This window comes from Nocardioides segetis (assembly GCF_051390595.1).
Classification (GTDB): Bacteria; Actinomycetota; Actinomycetes; order Propionibacteriales; family Nocardioidaceae; genus Nocardioides.
Genome location: NZ_JBNINR010000005.1, coordinates 352,438 through 372,392, shown reverse-complemented (window position 1 = coordinate 372,392; position 19,955 = coordinate 352,438). Strand labels below are relative to the sequence as shown.

Annotated in this window: 22 protein-coding genes; all 22 read left to right on the top strand. The window is 71.6% G+C overall.

What is annotated here, in order from left to right; all coding sequences use genetic code 11:
- Nucleotides 1-6: 6 nt before the first annotated feature.
- The 22 genes from ACPZVR_RS12455 to ACPZVR_RS12350 all read left to right on the top strand — a co-directional run bounded on the left by ACPZVR_RS12455 (nucleotide 7) and on the right by ACPZVR_RS12350 (nucleotide 19,946).
- Nucleotides 7-765, top strand: coding sequence for a TetR/AcrR family transcriptional regulator (locus ACPZVR_RS12455; RefSeq protein ID WP_436699907.1), 759 nt, complete (start codon nucleotides 7-9; stop codon nucleotides 763-765).
- Nucleotides 762-1,322 (top strand): HIT family protein, encoded by a 561-nt coding sequence (locus ACPZVR_RS12450; RefSeq protein ID WP_436699906.1) that lies wholly within the window; start codon nucleotides 762-764, stop codon nucleotides 1,320-1,322. Before ACPZVR_RS12455 ends, ACPZVR_RS12450 begins: the two co-directional genes overlap by 4 nt.
- A 22-nt stretch (nucleotides 1,323-1,344) precedes the next feature.
- Nucleotides 1,345-1,983: a phosphatidylinositol phosphate synthase gene (gene pgsA, locus ACPZVR_RS12445; protein ID WP_436699905.1), complete on the top strand. Its 639-nt coding sequence runs from the start codon at nucleotides 1,345-1,347 to the stop codon at nucleotides 1,981-1,983.
- Nucleotides 1,984-2,012: 29 nt separating this feature from the next.
- Nucleotides 2,013-2,906, top strand: coding sequence for a pyridoxal 5'-phosphate synthase lyase subunit PdxS (pdxS, locus tag ACPZVR_RS12440; protein WP_436699904.1), 894 nt, complete (start codon nucleotides 2,013-2,015; stop codon nucleotides 2,904-2,906).
- Between the two features lie 150 nt (nucleotides 2,907-3,056).
- Nucleotides 3,057-3,782 carry a hypothetical protein gene (locus tag ACPZVR_RS12435; protein ID WP_436699903.1) on the top strand — a complete coding sequence of 242 codons (726 nt, stop codon included), beginning with the start codon at nucleotides 3,057-3,059 and terminating at the stop codon, nucleotides 3,780-3,782.
- Nucleotides 3,783-3,860: 78 nt separating this feature from the next.
- Nucleotides 3,861-4,733, top strand: a complete 873-nt coding sequence (locus ACPZVR_RS12430; RefSeq protein WP_436699902.1) for a hypothetical protein — start codon at nucleotides 3,861-3,863, stop codon at nucleotides 4,731-4,733.
- A 190-nt stretch (nucleotides 4,734-4,923) separates the two neighbouring features.
- Nucleotides 4,924-5,505 (top strand): alternate-type signal peptide domain-containing protein, encoded by a 582-nt coding sequence (locus ACPZVR_RS12425; protein ID WP_436699901.1) that lies wholly within the window; start codon nucleotides 4,924-4,926, stop codon nucleotides 5,503-5,505.
- Between the two features lie 14 nt (nucleotides 5,506-5,519).
- The gene (locus ACPZVR_RS12420; RefSeq protein ID WP_436699900.1) at nucleotides 5,520-6,293 is read left to right on the top strand and encodes a signal peptidase I; all 774 of its coding nucleotides are present in this window, start codon (nucleotides 5,520-5,522) and stop codon (nucleotides 6,291-6,293) included.
- Nucleotides 6,290-6,952 carry a hypothetical protein gene (locus ACPZVR_RS12415; protein ID WP_436699899.1) on the top strand — a complete coding sequence of 221 codons (663 nt, stop codon included), beginning with the start codon at nucleotides 6,290-6,292 and terminating at the stop codon, nucleotides 6,950-6,952. Before ACPZVR_RS12420 ends, ACPZVR_RS12415 begins: the two co-directional genes overlap by 4 nt.
- On the top strand, nucleotides 6,945-7,556 hold the full coding sequence (locus ACPZVR_RS12410) for a hypothetical protein (RefSeq protein WP_436699898.1): 612 nt from the start codon (nucleotides 6,945-6,947) through the stop codon (nucleotides 7,554-7,556). The genes ACPZVR_RS12415 and ACPZVR_RS12410 overlap by 8 nt, the downstream gene beginning before the upstream one ends.
- Nucleotides 7,556-8,545, top strand: a complete 990-nt coding sequence (locus tag ACPZVR_RS12405) for a signal peptidase I (RefSeq protein ID WP_436699897.1) — start codon at nucleotides 7,556-7,558, stop codon at nucleotides 8,543-8,545. Before ACPZVR_RS12410 ends, ACPZVR_RS12405 begins: the two co-directional genes overlap by 1 nt.
- Before the next feature lie 26 nt (nucleotides 8,546-8,571).
- Nucleotides 8,572-9,153 carry a pyridoxal 5'-phosphate synthase glutaminase subunit PdxT gene (pdxT, locus tag ACPZVR_RS12400; protein WP_436699896.1) on the top strand — a complete coding sequence of 194 codons (582 nt, stop codon included), beginning with the start codon at nucleotides 8,572-8,574 and terminating at the stop codon, nucleotides 9,151-9,153.
- A gap of 35 nt (nucleotides 9,154-9,188) precedes the next feature.
- Nucleotides 9,189-9,956, top strand: coding sequence for a YebC/PmpR family DNA-binding transcriptional regulator (locus ACPZVR_RS12395; RefSeq protein ID WP_436699895.1), 768 nt, complete (start codon nucleotides 9,189-9,191; stop codon nucleotides 9,954-9,956).
- Nucleotides 9,957-10,044: 88 nt separating this feature from the next.
- On the top strand, nucleotides 10,045-10,584 hold the full coding sequence (ruvC, locus tag ACPZVR_RS12390) for a crossover junction endodeoxyribonuclease RuvC (RefSeq protein WP_436699894.1): 540 nt from the start codon (nucleotides 10,045-10,047) through the stop codon (nucleotides 10,582-10,584).
- Entirely contained in the window at nucleotides 10,581-11,177 is a 597-nt protein-coding gene (gene ruvA / locus ACPZVR_RS12385) for a Holliday junction branch migration protein RuvA (RefSeq protein ID WP_436699893.1), read from the top strand. Before ruvC ends, ruvA begins: the two co-directional genes overlap by 4 nt.
- Before the next feature lie 26 nt (nucleotides 11,178-11,203).
- A complete protein-coding gene (ruvB, locus tag ACPZVR_RS12380) occupies nucleotides 11,204-12,283 on the top strand; it encodes a Holliday junction branch migration DNA helicase RuvB (protein WP_436699892.1) in 1,080 nt (359 codons plus the stop codon).
- Between the two features lie 146 nt (nucleotides 12,284-12,429).
- On the top strand, nucleotides 12,430-12,750 hold the full coding sequence (gene yajC, locus ACPZVR_RS12375; protein WP_436699891.1) for a preprotein translocase subunit YajC: 321 nt from the start codon (nucleotides 12,430-12,432) through the stop codon (nucleotides 12,748-12,750).
- A gap of 3 nt (nucleotides 12,751-12,753) precedes the next feature.
- Nucleotides 12,754-14,565, top strand: coding sequence for a protein translocase subunit SecD (secD, locus tag ACPZVR_RS12370; protein ID WP_436699890.1), 1,812 nt, complete (start codon nucleotides 12,754-12,756; stop codon nucleotides 14,563-14,565).
- Nucleotides 14,565-15,839, top strand: a complete 1,275-nt coding sequence (secF, locus tag ACPZVR_RS12365) for a protein translocase subunit SecF (RefSeq protein WP_436699889.1) — start codon at nucleotides 14,565-14,567, stop codon at nucleotides 15,837-15,839. Before secD ends, secF begins: the two co-directional genes overlap by 1 nt.
- A 4-nt stretch (nucleotides 15,840-15,843) precedes the next feature.
- Nucleotides 15,844-16,401 (top strand): adenine phosphoribosyltransferase, encoded by a 558-nt coding sequence (locus ACPZVR_RS12360; protein ID WP_436699888.1) that lies wholly within the window; start codon nucleotides 15,844-15,846, stop codon nucleotides 16,399-16,401.
- Nucleotides 16,402-16,487: 86 nt separating this feature from the next.
- A complete protein-coding gene (locus ACPZVR_RS12355) occupies nucleotides 16,488-18,809 on the top strand; it encodes a RelA/SpoT family protein (protein WP_436699887.1) in 2,322 nt (773 codons plus the stop codon).
- A 174-nt stretch (nucleotides 18,810-18,983) separates the two neighbouring features.
- Nucleotides 18,984-19,946, top strand: a complete 963-nt coding sequence (locus ACPZVR_RS12350; RefSeq protein ID WP_436699886.1) for a hypothetical protein — start codon at nucleotides 18,984-18,986, stop codon at nucleotides 19,944-19,946.
- The last annotated feature ends 9 nt before the right edge of the window (nucleotides 19,947-19,955 follow it).

Below are 19,955 nucleotides of genomic sequence, written 5' to 3'. Positions count from 1 at the left end.
TTGCCAGTGACCTCGGAGGGTGTGGAGACGGAGCCGCTCGACGGCCGTCGGCGGCGCTGGCAGGAGCACAACCAGGTGCGTCGCCAGGTGATCATCGACGCGGCGATCGCCGTGCTCGAGCGTCAGGCTCCGGGCGAGGAGTTCCAGGTCCAGGCGGTCGCCGACGAGGCCGGGATGAGCCGTACGGTCATCTACCGCCACTTCGAGGACCGCGCCGACCTCGACCGCGCCGTGCAGCGGCAGATCTGCGAGCACGTCGGCAACGAGCTGCTTCCCGCGCTGTCGTACGACGGCACGCCGGACCAGATCATCCACCGCATCGTCGGCAGCTTCGTGCGCTGGGCCGAGGCGCACCCCACCCTCTACTGGTTCGCCGAGCGCGACCTCGCCGGCTGGGGACCCAGCCCGCTCAGCCAGGCCGTCGAGCAGGTCGCCGAGGGCATCGAGGGGATCATGGCGGTCGTCGTCGCCGCGCTGGGCGTCGAGCTGACCGACGACGACCGGGCGGCGCTCGACCCGTGGGTGTTCGGCATGATCGGCGCCGTCTTCGCCGCCGTCCGCCGGTGGCTCGAGCGCGAGGTGCGCGAGCCGGGCATCGAGACCTGCGTCAACATCTTGTCGGAGTCGATCTGGCTGCAGATCAACGGCATGGCACTCGCCCGGGGGCTCAACCTGCCCGACCTCCCGGTCGCGGAGCTGCTGCAGGCCCTCGGGCCGGCCGAGACCGAGCGCGACGTGGAACGCAACGGGGAGGGCGACGCATGAGCCGGCCCACCCCCGGCCCCGACGGCCTCGAGCGGCTCTGGACGCCGCACCGGATGGCCTACGTCCGGGGCGAGGCCGACCCGGCCGACGAGCCCGCCCACGCCGACCCGCGCCCGGCATGCCCGTTCTGTCGGATCACCTCGGACCCCGCCACGTCCACCGACGACGAGCTGGTCGTCGTCCGGGGCCGCACGGCGTACGTGGTGCTCAACCTCTATCCCTACAACCCCGGACACCTGATGGTGCTGCCCTATCGGCACGTCGCCGACTACCTCGACCTCGACGACGAGGAGACCGAGGAGGTGACGGCGCTGACCAAGGCGGCCCTGCGCACGATCCGCGCGGTCGCCCAGCCGCACGCGTTCAACGTCGGACTCAACCTCGGCGGCGCCGCCGGCGGATCCCTGTCGGGCCATCTGCACCAGCACGTGGTTCCGCGCTGGTCCGGCGACGCCAACTTCATGACCGTCATCGGCGGCACGAAGACCCTGCCGCAGCTGCTGGGGGAGACCCGCAGCCTGCTCGCCGACGCCTGGCAGATGGCGCCCGCGACGTGACCATCGAGTAGGTTCCTGACCCGTGTTGGATCGCTTCAAGGAGTTCTGGGCCGGGACCGTGCTGCACCCCGTGGTGCGCCTGCTGATCCGGCTGGGCGTCAGCCCGGACGCGGTGACGCTCGTCGGCACGCTGGGCGTCAGCGCCGGAGCCCTGATCTTCTTTCCGCAGGGCGAGCTGCTGATCGGCGTCCTGTTCATCACCGCCTTCGTCTTCAGCGACCTGATCGACGGCCGGATGGCGCGCGAGACCGGCCGGGTCTCGAAGTTCGGGGCGTTCTGGGACTCGACGCTCGACCGGATCGGCGACGGCGCGATCTTCGGCGGTCTGGCGCTCTACTTCGCCGGCACCGGCGAGGACCAGGGCGACAGCTACCTCTACCTGTGCGTCACCCTGTGGTGTCTGGTGATGGGGTCGGTCACCTCCTACGCGCGGGCCCGTGCCGAGTCCCTCGGCATGGACGCGAAGGGCGGTCTCGCCGAGCGCGCCGACCGGCTGGTCTCGATCCTCGTGATGACCGGTCTCGGCGCCCTGTTTGACCTCCCGATCCTGATGTACGTCACGCTGTGGGCACTGGCCCTGGCGAGCACCTACACCGTGGTCTTCCGGGTGCTGAAGGTACGCCGTCAGGCGCTCGCGTCCGAGGGTGAGACTCCCGCGTAGCGTGGCCCCGCGAGTCGTAGACTCGCGACATGAGCGAGCAGCAGGAGCACGGCACCACCCGGGTCAAGCGCGGCATGGCCGAGATGCTCAAGGGTGGCGTCATCATGGACGTGGTGACCCCGGAGCAGGCGAAGATCGCCGAGGACGCCGGCGCGGTCGCGGTGATGGCGCTGGAGCGGGTCCCGGCCGACATCCGCGCCCAGGGCGGGGTGTCGCGGATGAGCGACCCGGACATGATCGACGGGATCATCGCGGCGGTGTCGATCCCGGTGATGGCCAAGGCCCGGATCGGTCACTTCGCCGAGGCGCAGGTGCTGCAGTCGCTGGGTGTGGACTACATCGACGAGTCGGAGGTGCTGACCCCGGCGGACTATGCGAACCACATCGACAAGTGGGCCTTCACGGTGCCGTTCGTGTGCGGCGCGACCAACCTGGGCGAGGCGCTGCGGCGGATCACCGAGGGCGCGGCGATGATCCGCTCGAAGGGCGAGGCCGGCACGGGTGACGTGTCCAACGCGGTGACCCACATGCGCACGATCCGGGCCGAGATCCGCCGGCTCGGCTCGCTGGCCGACGACGAGCTGTACGTCGCGGCGAAGGAGCTGCAGGCGCCGTACGACCTGGTGGTCGAGGTGGCTCGCACGGGCAAGCTCCCGGTGGTGCTGTTCACCGCCGGCGGGATCGCGACCCCGGCGGACGCCGCGATGATGATGCAGCTGGGTGCCGAGGGTGTGTTCGTGGGCTCGGGGATCTTCAAGTCGGGCAACCCGGCGCAGCGGGCCGAGGCGATCGTGAAGGCGACGACGTTCTACGACGACCCGGACGTGGTCGCGAAGGTGTCGCGAGGCCTGGGCGAGGCGATGGTCGGCATCAACGTCGAGGAGATCCCGCAGCCCCATCGGCTGGCCGAGCGCGGCTGGTGAGCCGGGGTCTGCGGCCACGGCGCCTGATGTTCAGGGCACGGCCACCCGCGGGCCATCTCCGCGCCGGTCGCGGAGCCGTTCCGTCGCGTTCACTGGCGGTGTGAGCACCGCGCATCCCGATCTCGCGACATGGGCCGGGGTCGGCGCACGATGAGCGCGGGAGTCGTCGTCGGCGTGCTCGCGGCCGTGGTCGTCGTCGGACTGCTGGCCGTCATGGGCGTGGGCCTGGCGCGGATGTACCGCGCCGGCCACTCCCGCGCCGCCGACTTCACGGCCGCGCCCGTCGGCGTCGGGTTCCTCCGCGACCTGTCGTCCCGGCTGGTCGACACCGAGAGCACCAGGTCGATCGAGGTCGGCCTCGACGTCCTGGACTCCCGCGGCACGCTCCGCCGCGCGGTGCACAAGCAGTGGATGGGGCCGGGCGAGCACGCCTCCTACGTCGGCCTTCCGGTCGGCACGATGATGCCGGTGCGCTGGCGAGCGGACGGCTCGGCGATCGTCAGCCCCGCCGACCTCCCCGAGGCCGAGCGCCTGTGGCGGGAGGAACGGCAGCGCGCCGGGCTGCTGAGTGCCGCACAGGCCGCGGCGATCGAGCGCGGCACACCGGCGCGGGCCACGGTCGAGCGGGTCGTGGAGTCGGAGGCGGCCTGGCACGACCTGCTGGTCGGCTTCGACGTACGGCTCACCGTCACGCTGCCCGGAGGCGCCGAGCGGGCCGCCGTCACCCGGATGTTCGCCCCACGCGACGTCGGCTTCGCCGCGCTGCGGGCGGGGGAGCGGGTCGACGTGCGGATCTCGTCGGGGCCCGACGCCACGGTGGTGCTCGCCGGAGCCCCGGCGTCGGAGCTCTGGACGCCGGACGCCGTCGCGCGCTGACCGCGGGATGGGGTGCGTCACGACACGCGGGGTGCGCCGGCCCGCCCCGCCTGCGAGAATCCTCCGCGAGGAGGAGCCATGCCAGGACCCGTCACGAACCCGGCGGCCGAACCCGTCGACGAGACGTTCCCGGTCCTGTCGACGCTGGATCGGCGGGCGGGACGGATGACCCAGCTCCTGCCCGGTCGCCCGGTGGGACGCTTCACGGGGCGGCTGTGGACCTGGACGCTGTCGACCGTGGTGGTGTGGGCCCTGGCCTTCAGCGTGCCCTGCGCGGCCTTCCTGGGGCTCGCCCCCGGGTCGCTGGGTTCACCGTGGGCGATCCTGCCCGGGCTGGTCCTCGCCTACCTCGTCCTGAGCTCGACGCTCGGGCTCGGCGAGCAGGTCCGCGCGGCCTTCGGCCAGGTCCGCCTGCCCGGACTGCTGGTGACCACCATCGTGACGGGCTCCTTCGCCCTCACGGCGCTCGGCTGGCTGGTCGCGAGCTACGCCGACGAGCCGGAGCCGGCGTTCGAGCTGAGCAATATCGCCACCTCCACCTCGCTCCCGCGCGAGCTGCTCGCGCTGCTCGCCTGCGCGGCCCTCGCCTGGGCGCTCCTCGCCGCCGCCAGGCTCGTCTCGGCCTTCCGGCACGCCCGGTCGCGCCAGGCGACGATCGAGCGGCTGCGCCGCCACGGCACCCGCCACCATGGTGTCCTCACAGAGCGCGAGTTCGGCGGCAGCTGGCTCTACGACAAGCCCGCGTTCACGATCCGGGTGGCCTACGACGACCAGGGTGGGGAGCGTGTCGTGCGCGCCTTCATGCGCACGCTGCCGGCCCAGGTGCCGGTGCTGGGCTCGCCGGTCGTCGTCCTCACCGACGAGGACGGCACGGTCCATGTCGAGCTGGACCGCTCGTCGGGGGTCGCGTACGAGACCGACTACGGCCGGTTCGAGCCCTCGGACGGGTGAGGCCGTCCCGGCTCGCGCCGCCGACGCCCCCGGTGCGCTGCCTCGGTTAAATCTCGGGACGTTGGTCCCTATTCGGCTCACCCGCCGTCCCCGGCTGTGCTGTCCTTCGTTGTGGATCGAGACGCGCTCCCTGCGTCGCGACCACGAGCACCGGACCTGGGGACAACAGGGCATGGGGACTGGAGTACCGATGAAGAAGACGACGAAGGGCGCGCTCGCGGCTGGCACCGCGGCGGTCCTGCTCATGGGTGGTGCGGGCACCCTGGCGTACTGGAGCGACACGGCCAGCATCGGCGGCACGTCGATCAGCACCGGGAGTCTCTCGCTGGAGAACGACAACTGCGGTGGCTGGGTCCTCGACGAGGGCGACCCCGTCAAGGAGGCGCCCTACACGAACCAGCTCCTCGTGCCGGGCGACAGCCTGACCCGGGTGTGCAGCTTCGAGATCGAGGCCAGTGGCACCCACCTGGAGGCCACCCTGACCACGCCCGCGGCCCTCCCGCTGACCGGCACGCTTGAGTCGGTCTCCACCACGGAGTCGGCGCCGGTCAACGCGTCCTACGTCGTGGCGGACGACGCGGCCGGCACGACCAACCCGGTCGCCGTCCCGGGCACGATCACCTCCAGCCACGACGGCAAGTACCTCGTGGCGACCGTGACCGTCGACTTCCCCTACGGCACGCAGACGACCGTCAACGCGAACGACACCCAGCTCAAGGCGGGGACACTCGACGCGATCACGGTGTCGCTGACGCAGAACGACAACCACTGATCCGAGGACTCGCGGTGCCGGTGCGCTCCGTCGTCGGCTGGGCCGGCCAGGTCGTCATCTGGCTGGTGCTCCTGCTGATCGCGGTCGCGCTGGCCGCCGCGGTCCTGGTGCCGCGCATCGCCGGAGGCACGCCGTACACCGTGCTGACGGGCTCCATGGAGCCGGACTACCCGCCGGGCACGCTGGTGGTGGTCAAGCCGGTGGCGGTGGACCGGATCCGGATCGGTGACGTGATCACCTACCAGCGCGAGTCGGGCAGGTCGACGGTGGTGACCCATCGGGTCGTCGGCGTCGGCTCCCGGCTCGACGGGGAGAAGGCGTTCACCACCCAGGGGGACGCCAACGACACGCCCGACCCGGCACCGGTCCGCGAGGTCCAGGTCAAGGGCCGGCTCTGGTACTCGGTGCCGTATCTCGGACATCTCAACAACGCACTGACGGGCAGGCAGCGTCAGGTCGCCGTGCTGGTCGTCTCGACCGGGCTGGTCGGCTATGCGGCCTTCATGTTCGTCGGGGCGATCCGGGACCGGCGGCGCGGGCGCCGCGAGATGGTCGAGGAGCCGCCCGCCGAGGCGGCGGGGGAGACACCCCTCGCCGAACCGGCCACCGCCCTCGACCTCCCCAGCGCAGCAGGCTCGGACCCGACGGGGTCCACCCGGGGACACACCCCGGTCCTGGCGGTCCCGGTGACGTTCGCCGTCGCCGCTGTGCTCCTGCTGACCTGGCGCCGCACCCGGCGCCGGCACCCGATCCGCTCCATCCGACGTACCAAGGAAGGCCGACCATGATCCGCCGTCTCGCCGCGCTGGTCGCCGCAGCCCTGCTGGCTGTCGGCGCCGCAGCCGCGCCGGCGTACGCGGACGACGAGATCGGGCTGAGCACGGACGGCGTCACGTGGCTGCCGCAGCTCACCGCCCCGCTCTACGACTCCGCATTCCGCTGGGTGCCCGGCGACGTCGAGGAGCGGTCCTTCCGGGTCCGCAACGACGGCCCGTCGGCCGGCGAGCTGTCCGTCGAGGTGCTCGCCGCCGACCCCGTCGGCCTGCTCGCGTCGCCCGACCTCCAACTGGAGGCGCGGGTCGGCCAGGGGCCGTGGACCGAGATCCTCGCCGGCACGACGAAGGTCCAGCCGACCGTCCTCGCGGTGCCCCGCGGCGCCGACACCAGCGTCACCGTTCGCGGCACGTTCCGCCCGGAGACCACGACGCGCTTCCACGAGATCGCCGACTTCGAGGTCCGCGTGACGCTGGCCGAGGACGGTGAGGTCGCCGGCGTGGAGGACGAGGGCGGCGACGAGGCAGGCGACGTGGCCGGCGGCGCGCTGCCCGACACGGGCTCGCCCGTCGGGATCGGGTTGATCTGGCTCGCCGCCGGACTCGTGGGTGTGGGCCTCGCGCTGGTGCGCCCCGCGCGCCACCGTCGTCAGGAGGTGGGTGCCCGTGGCTAGACAGGCACCGCGGCACCGCGGGTCCCGTCCGGGGTGGTTCGGTCGCGGTCGTACCCGGGCCCTGCTCTCCACCGGCCTGCTGCTCGGCACCGGCGCGGTGGCGACGTCGGCGTACTGGACCGACGGCGGCTCGGTGGCCGGCGTCGGGCTCTCCACCGGCGCCCTCCACATCGACCTCGAGGGCAACCACCGCGTCAAGCCGGAGACCATCTCCGACTGGGGCGATCTCGACCTGACCGCTCTCCAGGCCGGCCAGACCCGCGCCGCGATGATGACGGTGACCAACAACAGCCAGGGGAACGCGCCGCTGTCGTACAGCGTCCAGGCCGCGGCCGCGGGCGGCTCCCCGGCGCTGAACGGCGCGCTGCGGATCGTCGTCCGCCGCGGAGGGACCGTGTCCGGGACCTCCTGCACGGGAGGTACGGCGCTCGGGAGCGGCTCACCGGTCGCGCTCGACGGCTTCAGTCAGCCGGCCGGTGCGAACCTGCCTCTGGGTGGGTCCCACCTCCTGTGCATCGAGGTCTCCCTTCCCGCCGCGCCGGTGCTGGCGACCAACCTGTCCGCCACCGTGACGTTCACCTTCCCCGCCAAGCAGGAGCCGTGATGAGACGCGCGACCAGCACTGCTCGTGAGCTGCTCCTGTGGGTGGGCGGCGGACTGGGCGCGCTGTGCCTGGTCTCGCTGCTGGCCGGCTGGATGTTCAACCTGACGCCGCTGGTCTTCTCCTCCGGCTCGATGGCACCGACGTACGACGCCGGGGCGCTCGGTGTCGCTCGGCAGGTCGATGCCGCCGACCTGGCGGTGGGCGACGTCGTGAGCGTCCGTGACGACGCGGATCGGCGGGTCACCCACCGCATCGCGGCGCTCACGCACGACGGCGAGGTCGCGGTCCTCACCCTTCGCGGCGACGCCAACGACCTCGCCGACGCGCAGGCCTACCGCGTCGAGCAGGCCGACCAGGTCGTCCTCGGCGTGCCGTACGCCGGCTACGTGCTGAACGCGGCCGCGAGCCCGTTCGGCCTCGCGGTCGTCGCGCTGCTGGTCGGAGCGTCGCTGCTGCTCGGCTTCGATCGTGGCCGGCGCCTGGTGCCGGTCGGACTGGCCGCCGCGGTGGCCGCGGGAGTCGGCCTCGGCGCGAGCGGCACCGTCCCGTGGGCGTTCACCTCGGCCTACTGGACCGACGCGGCCGCCGCGACGGCCCAGGCGAGGACCCTGTCGACGCCCCAGACCCCGACCTGCACGGACACCGGGACCGGGGGCATCGCCAAGATGAGCTTCGCGGGCCTCGGGCCGAGCTACGAGTACTACGTGGAGCTGCGCGAGGTCGCGAACAACGGCAGCCTGATCTCCCCACCGGCCAACACCTCCGTGTTCGGCTCGGGAACGCCCACGACCAGCCAGGTCGAGCTCCAGTTCCAGATCATCTCCGGCGGCGGCGGGAACAAGGACTACGACGCCCTCATCTGGAGCCGGCTGATCGGCGGCGCCAACATCGGCAGTCCGACCGTCACGCACCTGCAGGCCGGGCCGCAGCCGAACGGCCCCAACTGGTCCGCCTACTGCGGCCACAAGAAGAGCTATCCCGGGCACTAGGCCGTGCGGGGACGCGCCTAGGATCGGTGTCCGTGCCCGCCATCGGAGTCTTCGCCCTCCAGGGCGACGTCCGTGAACACCTGCAGACCCTGACCGCCCTCGGCGCCGACGCGTTCCCGGTGCGCCGCCCGGCCGAGCTCGACCGCTGCGACGGGCTGGTCCTGCCGGGTGGCGAGTCGACCACGATGGCCAAGCTGGCGCGGACCTTCGACCTGTTGGAGCCGCTGCGGGCGCGGGTCGGCGCGGGAATGCCGACCTTCGGCACGTGCGCCGGGATGATCCTGCTCGCCGACCGGATCGAGGGCGGGACGGCCGACCAGGAGACGATCGGCGGGCTCGACGTCACCGTGCGCCGCAACGCGTTCGGACGCCAGGTCGACTCGTTCGAGGCGGACCTGCCGTTCGCCGGGCTGACGGAGCCGGTGCACGCCGTGTTCATCCGCGCCCCCTGGGTCGAGCGCACCGGGCCGGGCGTCGAGGTGCTGGCCGAGGCGCAGGGCCATCCGGTCGCCGTACGACAGGGACACCTGATGGCGACGTCCTTCCATCCCGAGGTCGACGGCGACGGACGGGTGCACCGGATCTTCCTGGATCTGGTGCAGCAGTAGACTTCCCCGCTGTTGTCGGGATGTAAGGAGTCCTCATGTCTGGCCACTCCAAGTGGGCGACCACCAAGCACAAGAAGGCCGTGATCGACGCGAAGCGCGGCAAGCTCTTCGCGAAGCTCATCAAGAACATCGAGATCGCCGCGAAGCTGGGCGGTCCCGACCCCTCCGGCAACCCGACGCTCTTCGACGCCATCCAGAAGGCCAAGAAGCAGTCGGTCCCCAACAAGAACATCGACTCCGCGGTCAAGCGCGGCGGCGGTCTCGAGGGCGGCGGCGTCGACTACGAGACGATCATGTACGAGGTCTACGGCCCGCAGGGCGTGGCGCTCCTCGTCGAGTGCCTCACCGACAACCGCAACCGTGCCGCCATGGAGGTCCGCACGGCGGTCACCCGCAACGGCGGCACCATGGCCGACCCGGGCTCGGTGTCGCGCCTCTTCCACCGCAAGGGCGTCGTCGTCGTGGCCAAGGCGCAGGAGGGCAAGGAGGTCTCCGAGGACGACATCCTCGAGGCGACCCTCGACGCGGGCGCCGAAGAGGTCAACGACCTCGGCGAGGCCTTCGAGGTGCAGTCCGAGGCCACGGACGTCGTCGCGGTGCGCACGGCGCTGCAGGACGCCGGGATCGACTACGAGTCCGCCGAGGTGCAGTTCGTCGCCACGATGGACATCCCGGTCGCCGACCCTGCCGCCGCCGGCAAGGTGTTCAAGCTCGTCGACGCCGTCGACGACCTCGACGACGTGCAGAACGTCTTCTCGAACGCCGACATCCCCGACGAGGTCCTGGACCAGATCGAGGAGTGAGCGCCGCTCCCGGGCGTGTCTCGCCGGCTTTGACACGGAAAGCGCCTACCTTGGTCTCCGAACACCTGTTCGGACGGAAGGTGATGGCGTGCGCGTGCTCGGGATCGACCCGGGGCTGACCCGCTGCGGGCTCGGCGTGGTCGAGGGCTCGATCGGGCGCCCGCTGGCGCTGGTCGACGTCGGCGTGGTCCGTACGCCGTCGGCCTGGTCGGTGCCCGAGCGCCTGGTGTTCATCGAGAAGGGCATCGAGGCCCGGCTCGACGAGCACCGGCCCGACGCCGTCGCGATCGAGCGGATCTTCGCCCGCTCCGACGTCAGCACGATCATGGGCACGGCCCAGGCGGCCGGGATCGCCATGGTGTGCGCCGCGCGCCGCGGGCTGCCCGTCGCCCTGCACACGCCGAGCGAGGTGAAGGCCGCGGTGTCCGGCAACGGCCGCGCCGACAAGCACCAGGTCGGCACGATGGTCACCCGGATCCTGCGGCTCGACGCGATGCCCAAGCCGGCCGACGCCGCCGACGCGCTCGCGCTCGCCATCACGCACATCTGGCGCGGGGGGACGCAGGCACGCATCGACGCCGCGCTCGCCGCGTCCCCTCCGACCCGCAACCTGCGAGGAGTCCGATGATCGCGTTCGTCCGCGGCAACGTCGCCGCCCTGACCCTGACCAGCGCCGTCGTGGAGGTCGGCGGCGTCGGCCTCGAGCTGATGTGCACGCCGGGCACGCTGGCCCAGCTGCGCACGGGCGCGTCCGCGACCCTGCCGACCAGCATGGTGGTGCGCGAGGACTCCCTCACGCTCTACGGCTTCGCGGACGAGGAGGAGAAGGCGATCTTCGAGCTCGTCCAGACCGCCTCCGGGGTCGGTCCCAAGCTGGCCCAGGCGATCGTCGCCGTGCTCTCGCCCGACGGCGTACGCAACGCCATCGCCTCCGACGACGTCCGCACCCTCACCAAGGTGCCCGGCATCGGCCAGAAGGGCGCGCAGCGGATCATCCTCGAGCTCAAGGACCGCATCGGCGTCGCGGCGGGCACCGCCTCGGTCGGCACCGTCGCCGGAGCCGCGGCCTGGCGCGACCAGGTCCACCAGGGCCTGGTCGGCCTGGGCTACAACGCCAAGGACGCCGACAAGGCCGTCGCCGCGGTCGCCGGCGAGGCCGGCGCGGCGCCCGATGTCCGCGCACTGCTCCGGGCCGCCCTGCGCTCGCTCTCGAAGGCCTGACCCCACCGAACCGACGGAGACCACCCATGCCCTTCCACGAGGACGACCTCGAGGCCGCGGAGGACAGCCACCTCCGTTCGCTCACGGCCGCCGAGGCCGAGGGCGACGAGCGCGCGGTCGAGGCCGCCCTCCGGCCGCGCAGCCTCGACGAGGTGGTGGGCCAGTCCCGGGTCCGTGACCAGCTCGGCCTGGTGCTCGAGGCGGCTCGGCAACGGGGGAGGGCTCCGGACCACGTCCTGCTCTCCGGGCCTCCCGGGCTCGGCAAGACCACGCTCGCGATGATCATCTCCCACGAGATGAACGCCCCGCTGCGGATCACGAGCGGACCGGCCATCACCCACGCCGGCGACCTCGCGGCGATCCTGTCCGGCCTCAACGAGGGCGAGGTGCTCTTCGTCGACGAGATCCACCGGATGTCGCGTCCGGCCGAGGAGATGCTCTACCTCGCCATGGAGGACTTCCGGGTCGACGTGGTGATCGGCAAGGGGCCCGGCGCGACCGCGATCCCGCTCGAGCTCCCGCCGTTCACCCTGGTCGGCGCCACCACCCGGGCCGGGCTCCTGCCCGGCCCGCTGCGGGATCGGTTCGGGTTCACCGCCCACCTCGAGTTCTACGAGCCCGGCGAGCTCGACCGCATCGTGCGGCGCTCCGCCGACCTGCTCGGCGTCGACCTCGCCCCCGACGGCTCCGCCGAGATCGCCGGCCGCTCGCGGGGCACGCCCCGCATCGCCAACCGGCTGCTGCGCCGGGTCCGCGACTACGCCCAGGTCCGCGCCGACGGCGTCGTCACTCGGCCCGTCGCGCAGGCCGCGCTCGACCTCTACGAGGTCGACGAGCTCGGACTCGACCGTCTCGACCGCGCCGTCCTCGACGCCCTCTGCCGGCGCTTCGGCGGGGGCCCGGTGGGCGTCTCGACGCTCGCCGTCGCGGTCGGCGAGGAGCGCGAGACGGTCGAGGAGGTCGCGGAGCCCTTCTTGGTCCGCAACGGGTTCCTCGCCCGGACCCCGCGCGGTCGCATCGCCACTCCCGCGGCGTGGACCCATCTCGGTCTCACCCCCCCGGCCCTGCCGTACGACGAGACCGGGCCGACCCTCTTCGAGGACTGAGCCGCGGCCCGGCGGGCGGCTCGGCGGGCACTGATTTCACCGTCGATCAGTGGTGGGCAAGGTTCCGTGGCTACACTTCCCAGTCGGTCCCGGGGACGCGCATGTCCTTCGGTGTCCGTCCTTGCCCCCGTGGAGAAGGTTGGTCCGTGAAAGACGCTGTGTCCCTACTGCCGATCGTGGCGATCGCGGCCATTTTCTGGCTGCTGATCATCCGCCCCGCCTCGCGCCAGCGCAAGCAGGCTGCCGAGCTGCAGGCGGCGCTCTCGGTCGGTGACGACGTGATGCTGACCTCCGGCATCTTCGGGACGATCACCGGGTCCACCGACGAGCACATCGAGCTCGAGATCGCCCCGGGTGTCGTCATCCGGGTCGTGCGCGGAGCGGTCGCCTCGGTGCGCCGCGACGCCGAGCCCGAGTCCGAGGAGGCGCGCTCCGAGGCGCTTCCCGACGACGAAGAGGAGCGCTGAGCCATGGCTGCCCGCCGTCTGCGCCCGGGGCGCAGCCTCGTCGTCTTCTTCCTCGGCCTGGCCATCCTCTACGGCCTCACCGCGCTGTCCCAGGCCGGTGTCGAGGACCCGGAGAAGCCGTGGCGCCCCGCGCTCGGCCTCGACCTCCAGGGCGGCACCCGGATCACCCTGACCGCCGAGGAGGCTCCGTCCAAGGAGAACCTCGACGAGGCCCGCCGCATCATCGACCAGCGGGTCAACGGCTCCGGCGTCGCCGAGGCCGCGGTCACCACCCAGGGCGGCCGCAACATCGTGGTCGAGGTCCCCGGCAAGACCAAGAACCGCGGCCAGCTCGAGGAGACGGTCAAGCGGCAGGCCCAGCTGCGCTTCCGCCTGGTCGCCTGCTCCGACATCCGGCCCGCCGCGTGCGCTGCCGGCTCCGCGGCCGACGGCATGGGTGGTCTCGGCCGGGCGCCGCTCTCGCTGGCCGAGGACGACCCGACCGACGCGCCCGCCGACGGCGCCACCGACCCGGCCACCGACGCGCCTGCCGACGGCGCCACCGACGCCCCGACCGACGCGCCCACGGACGCCCCGAGCGACGCCCCCACGGGTACGCCGGGCGCCGGCGACCCGGCCGGCGACGGCGAGAAGTGGACCGTCGAGGACGACATCGCGTGGTCGCGCGCTCCCGACCAGGACGCGATCACGGCGTTCAACACCTACACCTGCGACCCGAAGGGCGTGCTGGTCGACGCCGAGGGCAACCCGGCCGACCTGCCCGACGACCCCGACCAGCCGGTCGTCGCGTGCTCCGCGCCCGACAAGGACAACGGGGTCCTGAAGTTCCTGCTGAGCCGTTCGGTCGTCGAGGGCACCGAGCTCGACGACGCCAGCGCGCAGACCCCGCAGAACGGCGTCGGCTGGGTCGTCGCCATCGAGATGGGCAACAGCAAGGACCGCGCCCACCCGAAGGGCTCCGCGGGCGCCGCGTCCGACTTCGAGGCCGTGACGCGGGCGTTCGCCGGCACGGAGGAGCAGTTCGCCGTCGTCCTCGACTCCCAGGTGCTGACCTACCCGGTCCTCAACAGCGTCATCACCGACGGCCGCTCGCAGATCGAGGGTGACTTCACCGAGCAGGAGGCGCTCGACCTCGCCAACAGCCTCAAGTTCGGTGCGCTGCCGATCAAGTTCAACGACGAGCAGACCTCGGTCGAGGAGATCGGCCCGTCGCTGGCCGGCAACCAGCTCTCCGCCGGCCTGACGGCGGGCGCGATCGGACTCGCGCTGGTGATGCTCTACTGCCTCGTCTACTACCGCGGTCTCGGCCTCGTGGTGGTGAGCTCGCTGTTCGTCGCCGCGATCATCACCTACGCGCTGGTGCTGCTGCTCAGCAAGACGGCCGGCTTCACGCTGACGCTGCCGGGCATCGCCGGCCTGATCATCGCGGTCGGTGTCACCGCCGACTCCTTCATCATCTTCTTCGAGCGCATCCGAGACGAGATGCGCGAGGGCAAGTCGATGCGGGTCGCGGTCGAGACCGGCTGGGCGCGTGCGCGGGTCACCCGGGTCGCGGCCAACACGGTCCAGCTGCTCTCGGCGCTCATCCTCTACGTCTTCGCGACCGGTGCCGTGAAGGGCTTCGGCTTCGCCCTGGGGCTCACCACGCTGATCGACCTCGCGGTGCTGTTCTGGTTCACCAAGCCGATGGTGTCGTGGCTGGCGCAGTTCCGGCTCTTCAACTCCGGGCACAAGCTGTCCGGCCTGAGCAAGGAGACGCTCGGCATGGACGTCGCGCCCGACCGCCGTCCCGCCGTCGCAGGAGGTAAGGCCTGATGGGCAAGATGTCCCGGCTCGGCAACGAGCTCTACCAGGGCCGCAAGTCGATCGACTTCATCGGCCGTCCGTGGCTGTGGTACGGCGCCTCGCTGATCCTGGTCGCGCTCGCGGTCGGTGTGCTCTTCGTCAAGCCGCTCAACATGGGCGTCGAGTTCACCGGCGGCACGACGCTGTCGATCCCGGTCGGCACCGGCAACGCCACCCAGGAGAACGCCGACGAGATGGTGGAGCGGGTCGCCAACTCCGGCATCGAGAACGCCGAGAACCCGACGGTCACCACGGAGGGCGACTCCTCGCTGACCGTCCAGGTCGAGAACCTCAGCGAGAAGCAGCGTGGGGAGATCACCGCGCTGGTGCACGAGATGTACCCCGACGTCGAGGACGGCGACATCTCGATCCAGGACATCGGCCCCAGCTGGGGCGCCGAGATCGCCAAGCGCGCGCTGATCGGCATCGGCATCTTCCTGGTCGCCGTCGTGCTGTTCATCTGGGCGTACTTCCGCGAGTGGCGGATGTCGGTCGCGGCGCTGCTCGCCCTCTTCCACGACATCGCACTCACCGTCGGGGTCTACGCCCTGTCCGGCTTCCAGGTGACCCCCGCCGCGGTGACCGGCCTGTTGGCGATCCTCGGGTTCTCGCTCTACGACACCGTCGTCGTGTTCGACAAGGTCAAGGAGAACACCACGACCCTGCGCAAGAACACGCAGTCGTACGCCGACGCCGCCAACCTGGCGGTCAACCAGACGCTGGTGCGCTCGATCAACACCGCCATCGTCGCCCTGATCCCGCTGGGGGCGATCCTCTACGTGACGGCCGTCCAGCTGGGCGCCAGCTCGCTGCAGGACCTGGCGCTGGCGCAGTTCGTCGGCATGGCCGTGGGTGTCTACTCCTCGGTGATGCTCGCCCCCCGGATCCTGGTGCACCTGAAGATGCGCGAGACCGAGGTGCAGATCCAGGCGCGGCGGGCCAAGGCCAAGCAGCGGGCGCTCGCCGACCGCTACGCATCGGTGCCCGTCGCCACCGACGACGCTCCGCTCGCTGGCCGGCGGGGCGAGGACCCCGACGCGATCCCGGACGAGCTGCTCGACGAGGAGTTCGAGATCGAGGTCGACGACGACGAGGCGCCGACCGCGCGTCGTACGACTCCGAACACGGACGCCGCGGGCAAGGGACGCGTGGTCCCGGCCAACGCCCGCCCGGTGAGCGACAGCGGCAGCTCGGGTCGCAAGCAGCCGGTGCGCCAGGCACGGTCCAAGCGCGGCAAGAAGTAGCACGGTGGGCGATCACGAGGTTCGTGACCGCGCGCTCGACGCCCTGACCCGGCTGGTCCGCGACATCCCCGACTTCCCGGAGCCGGGCGTCGTCTTCAAGGACATCACGCCGCTGCTGGCCGACCCGGACGGCTTCGGCGCGGTGGTCGCCGCGCTCGCCGAGGCGGGCCGCGGGGAGCGGGGCGAGGTCGTCGTCGACAAGGTGGTCGGCATGGAGGCGCGGGGATTCATCCTCGCCGCGCCCGTGGCCCTGGCGCTCGGCGTGGGCTTCGCGCCCGTGCGCAAGGCCGGCAAGCTGCCCCACGACACGCATCAGGTCGACTACGCGCTCGAGTACGGCGAGGCGGTGCTCGAGCTCCACCGCGACGCCGTCGCGCCGGGGGAGCGGGTGCTGCTGGTCGACGACGTGCTCGCCACGGGCGGCACGGCCGGTGCGACCTGCGAGCTGGTCCGTCGCTGCGGCGCCGCGCCGACCGCGTTCGCCGTGCTGCTCGAGCTCGGCTTCCTCGCCGGCCGTGGCGCGCTGGGGGAGGTCCCCGTCCGCTCGCTGCTGACCGTCTGACGCGCCGCCGGCGACGTACTGGGGTGCGGCCGGTGCTGCCGGCGGCTCCTCGACGGCGCTCGAGCGCCCGCCACTAGACTGGGGAGATGACCGAGGAGCGCACGACCCCACGCGTAGCGCCGCGGGTCCCGTCCGTGCCCGCTCCGGTCCCCAGCGAGCCCGGCGGCGGTCGCGGCGTGCGCGCCCGCCTGGCCCGGATGGGCAATCGCGCGCAGGTCGCCAACCCCGTGCTGGAGCCGCTGTTCCGCGCGGTGCGGGCCAACCACCCCAAGGCCGACCTCCAGCTGCTGGAGCGTGCCTATGTCACCGCCGAGCGCCTCCACGCCGACCAGAAGCGCAAGAGCGGCGACCCCTACATCACCCACCCGCTCGCGGTGACCACGATCCTCGCCGGGATCGGCATGACGGAGCCGACGCTGGTCGCGGCGCTCCTGCACGACACCGTCGAGGACACGCCGTACACGCTGGAGGAGTGTCGCCGCGAGTTCGGCGACGAGGTCGCGCTGCTCGTCGACGGCGTCACCAAGCTCGACAAGGTCGTCTACGGCGAGTCGGCCAACGCCGAGACCATCCGCAAGATGATCGTCGCGATGTCGCGCGACATCCGGGTGCTCGTCATCAAGCTCGCCGACCGGCTGCACAACATGCGCACGCTGCGCTTCGTCAAGCAGTCCACCCAGGAGCGCAAGGCCCGCGAGACGCTCGACATCTACGCGCCGCTGGCCCACCGGCTGGGCATGAACACCATCAAGTGGGAGCTCGAGGACCTCGCCTTCGCGACCCTGCACCCGAAGATCTACGACGAGATCGTCCGCCTGGTCGCGGAGCGGGCGCCGTCGCGCGACTCGTTCCTCGCCGAGGTCATCTCCCAGGTCGAGAAGGACCTGCGCGAGGCCAAGATCAAGGCCACCGTCACCGGCCGGCCGAAGCACTACTACTCGATCTACCAGAAGATGATCGTCGGCGGCCGCGACTTCTCCGACATCTACGACCTGGTCGGCATCCGCATCCTGGTGGAGGAGGACCGCGACTGCTACGGCGTCCTCGGCGTCCTGCACTCGCGCTGGAACCCGGTCCTGGGCCGGTTCAAGGACTACGTCGCGATGCCGAAGTTCAACATGTACCAGTCGCTGCACACGACCGTCATCGGCCCGCAGGGCAAGCCGGTGGAGATGCAGATCCGGACCTTCGCGATGCACCGCCGCGCGGAGTACGGCGTCGCGGCGCACTGGAAGTACAAGGAGGACGGCCGGGCCGGCAACGACACGGACCGGCCGGGCGACCTCGACGACATGAGCTGGGTGCGCCAGCTCCTCGACTGGCAGAGCGAGGTCGAGGACCCGGGAGAGTTCCTCGAGTCGCTCCGGTTCGAGATCAACCAGGCCGAGACCTACGTCTTCACCCCGCGCGGCGACGTGATCGCGCTGCCATCGGGCTCGACCCCGGTCGACTTCGCGTACGCCGTCCACACCGAAGTCGGCCATCGCACGATCGGGGCCCGGGTCAACGGCCGCCTCGTGCCGTTGGAGTCCACCCTCGAGAACGGCGACGTCGTCGAGGTCTTCACCTCGAAGGCCGAGGGCGCCGGCCCGTCGCGCGACTGGCTCAACTTCGTGAAGTCGCCGCGCGCCCGCTCGAAGATTCGCCAGTGGTTCACCAAGGAGCGGCGCGAGGAGGCGATCGAGCGCGGCAAGGACGAGATCGCCAAGCTGATGCGCAAGGAGGGGCTGCCGCTCAAGCGGCTGCTCTCCCACGACTCGCTGACGCTCGTCGCGAGCGCGTTCCGGCTCAGCGACGTCACGGCGCTCTACGCGGCGGTCGGCGAGGGCAACCTCGGCGCCCAGACCGTGGTGCGGCGGGTCATCGAGCTGCACGGCGGCGACGAGGGCGCCCAGGAGGACCTCGCCGAGGCGGTCACGATCACCGACCGCGGTCGCCGCCCCCGGCGCCCGACGAGCAGCGACGCCGGCGTCATCGTCACCGGCTCGCCCGACGTGTGGGTCAAGCTCGCCAAGTGCTGCACGCCGGTGCCCCCGGACACGATCCTCGGCTTCGTCACCAAGGGCGGTGGCGTCTCGGTCCACCGCAAGGACTGCACGAACGCCGCCAGCCTGCTGGCCCAGCCCGAGAAGCTGGTCGACGTCGAGTGGGCGCCGACCGGCCAGTCGACCTTCCTGGTCAACATCCAGGTCGAGGCGCTGGACCGCTCGCGGCTGCTGTCGGACATCACCATGGTGCTGTCCGACGCCCACGTGAACATCCTGTCCGCCAACCTCACCACCTCGCGCGACCGCGTCGCGAAGTCGCGCTTCACCTTCGAGATGGCCGACGCCAAGCACCTCGACACGGTGCTCAGCGCGGTGCGGTCGGTCCCCGGCGTGTTCGACGCCTACCGGGTGACGCAGTAGCGGGTCGGGCGCCTTGACGGAATCGCCGGTCGACCGGCGATTCCGTCACTGGACGGGCGTTGCAACGCGCGACAAGTGACAGAACTGGCCGTCAAGCAGCCGGTGATCAGGCCTGTCCACAGGCTACTGCGCTGCAGAGGCCGATCTGTCGGCTCCGCTGTGCACCGTCGTCCCATGCAGATCCCCTCCGATGACCCGCGTCTTCTCCAGATCGATCTTCGAGCCGACCTCCTGCGCCTCGGCCACACCGATCGGTCGCTGGCCGCAGCCGTGCGCCGCGGAGAACTGGACCGACCGCGGCGCGGCGCCTACGTCGCAGCGGCCGAGTGGGCGCAACTGTCCTCTGAGCAGCGGTACGCCGTGCGAGCCCGGGCGGTCGAGCGCCAGGCTCGCACCGAGGTGGTCCTCAGTCACACCTCGGCGGTGCCCTTCCACGACGGACCCCTCTGGGGACAGCAGCTGGAAGACGTACACGTCACGCGCCGCGATGGCCTGACCGGTCGCAAGGAACGCGGCGTGCGGCAGCACAGAGGGCAGTTGCGGGATGGTGACGTGGTCGCCGTCCACGACTTCCATGTCAGCGCCCCGGCCCGCACCGTCCTCGAGTGCGCCACCGTGGCGTCGGTGGAATCGGCGCTGGTGGTGGCGAACGACTTCCTCCACCGGGGCCTGGTGACGCCGCAAGAGCTGCATGAGCGCTACGACGAGGTGATGGCCCACTGGCCGCAGTCGTTGGGGACCCCTGTCGTCCTGCGTCTGGCCGACCCACGAATCGAGTCAGTGGGGGAGAGTCGGACCTGGTACTTCCTGTATCGGTCGAGCCTCCCCAAGCCCATCCCTCAGTTCGAGGTCTGGGACGGTCCGGAGCTCGTCGCCAAGCTCGACTTCGCGCTTCCGGAGTACGGCGTCTGGCTGGAGTTCGACGGCAGAGTCAAGTACGAGACGTTCCTGCGGCCAGGTGAGTCGCCGGCGGATGCAGTCGTCCGCGAGAAGCTGAGGGAGAACCGCGTGGCCGAGCTGACTGGCTGGCGCTGCCTGCGGATCACGTGGGCCGACCTCGCGGACCCCGCACGACTGGCTGCCCGTGTCCGCGCGCTGATCGACTCCGTTGCCCGTGCGGCGCGGCGCGCGAGCTGATCGGAGGAC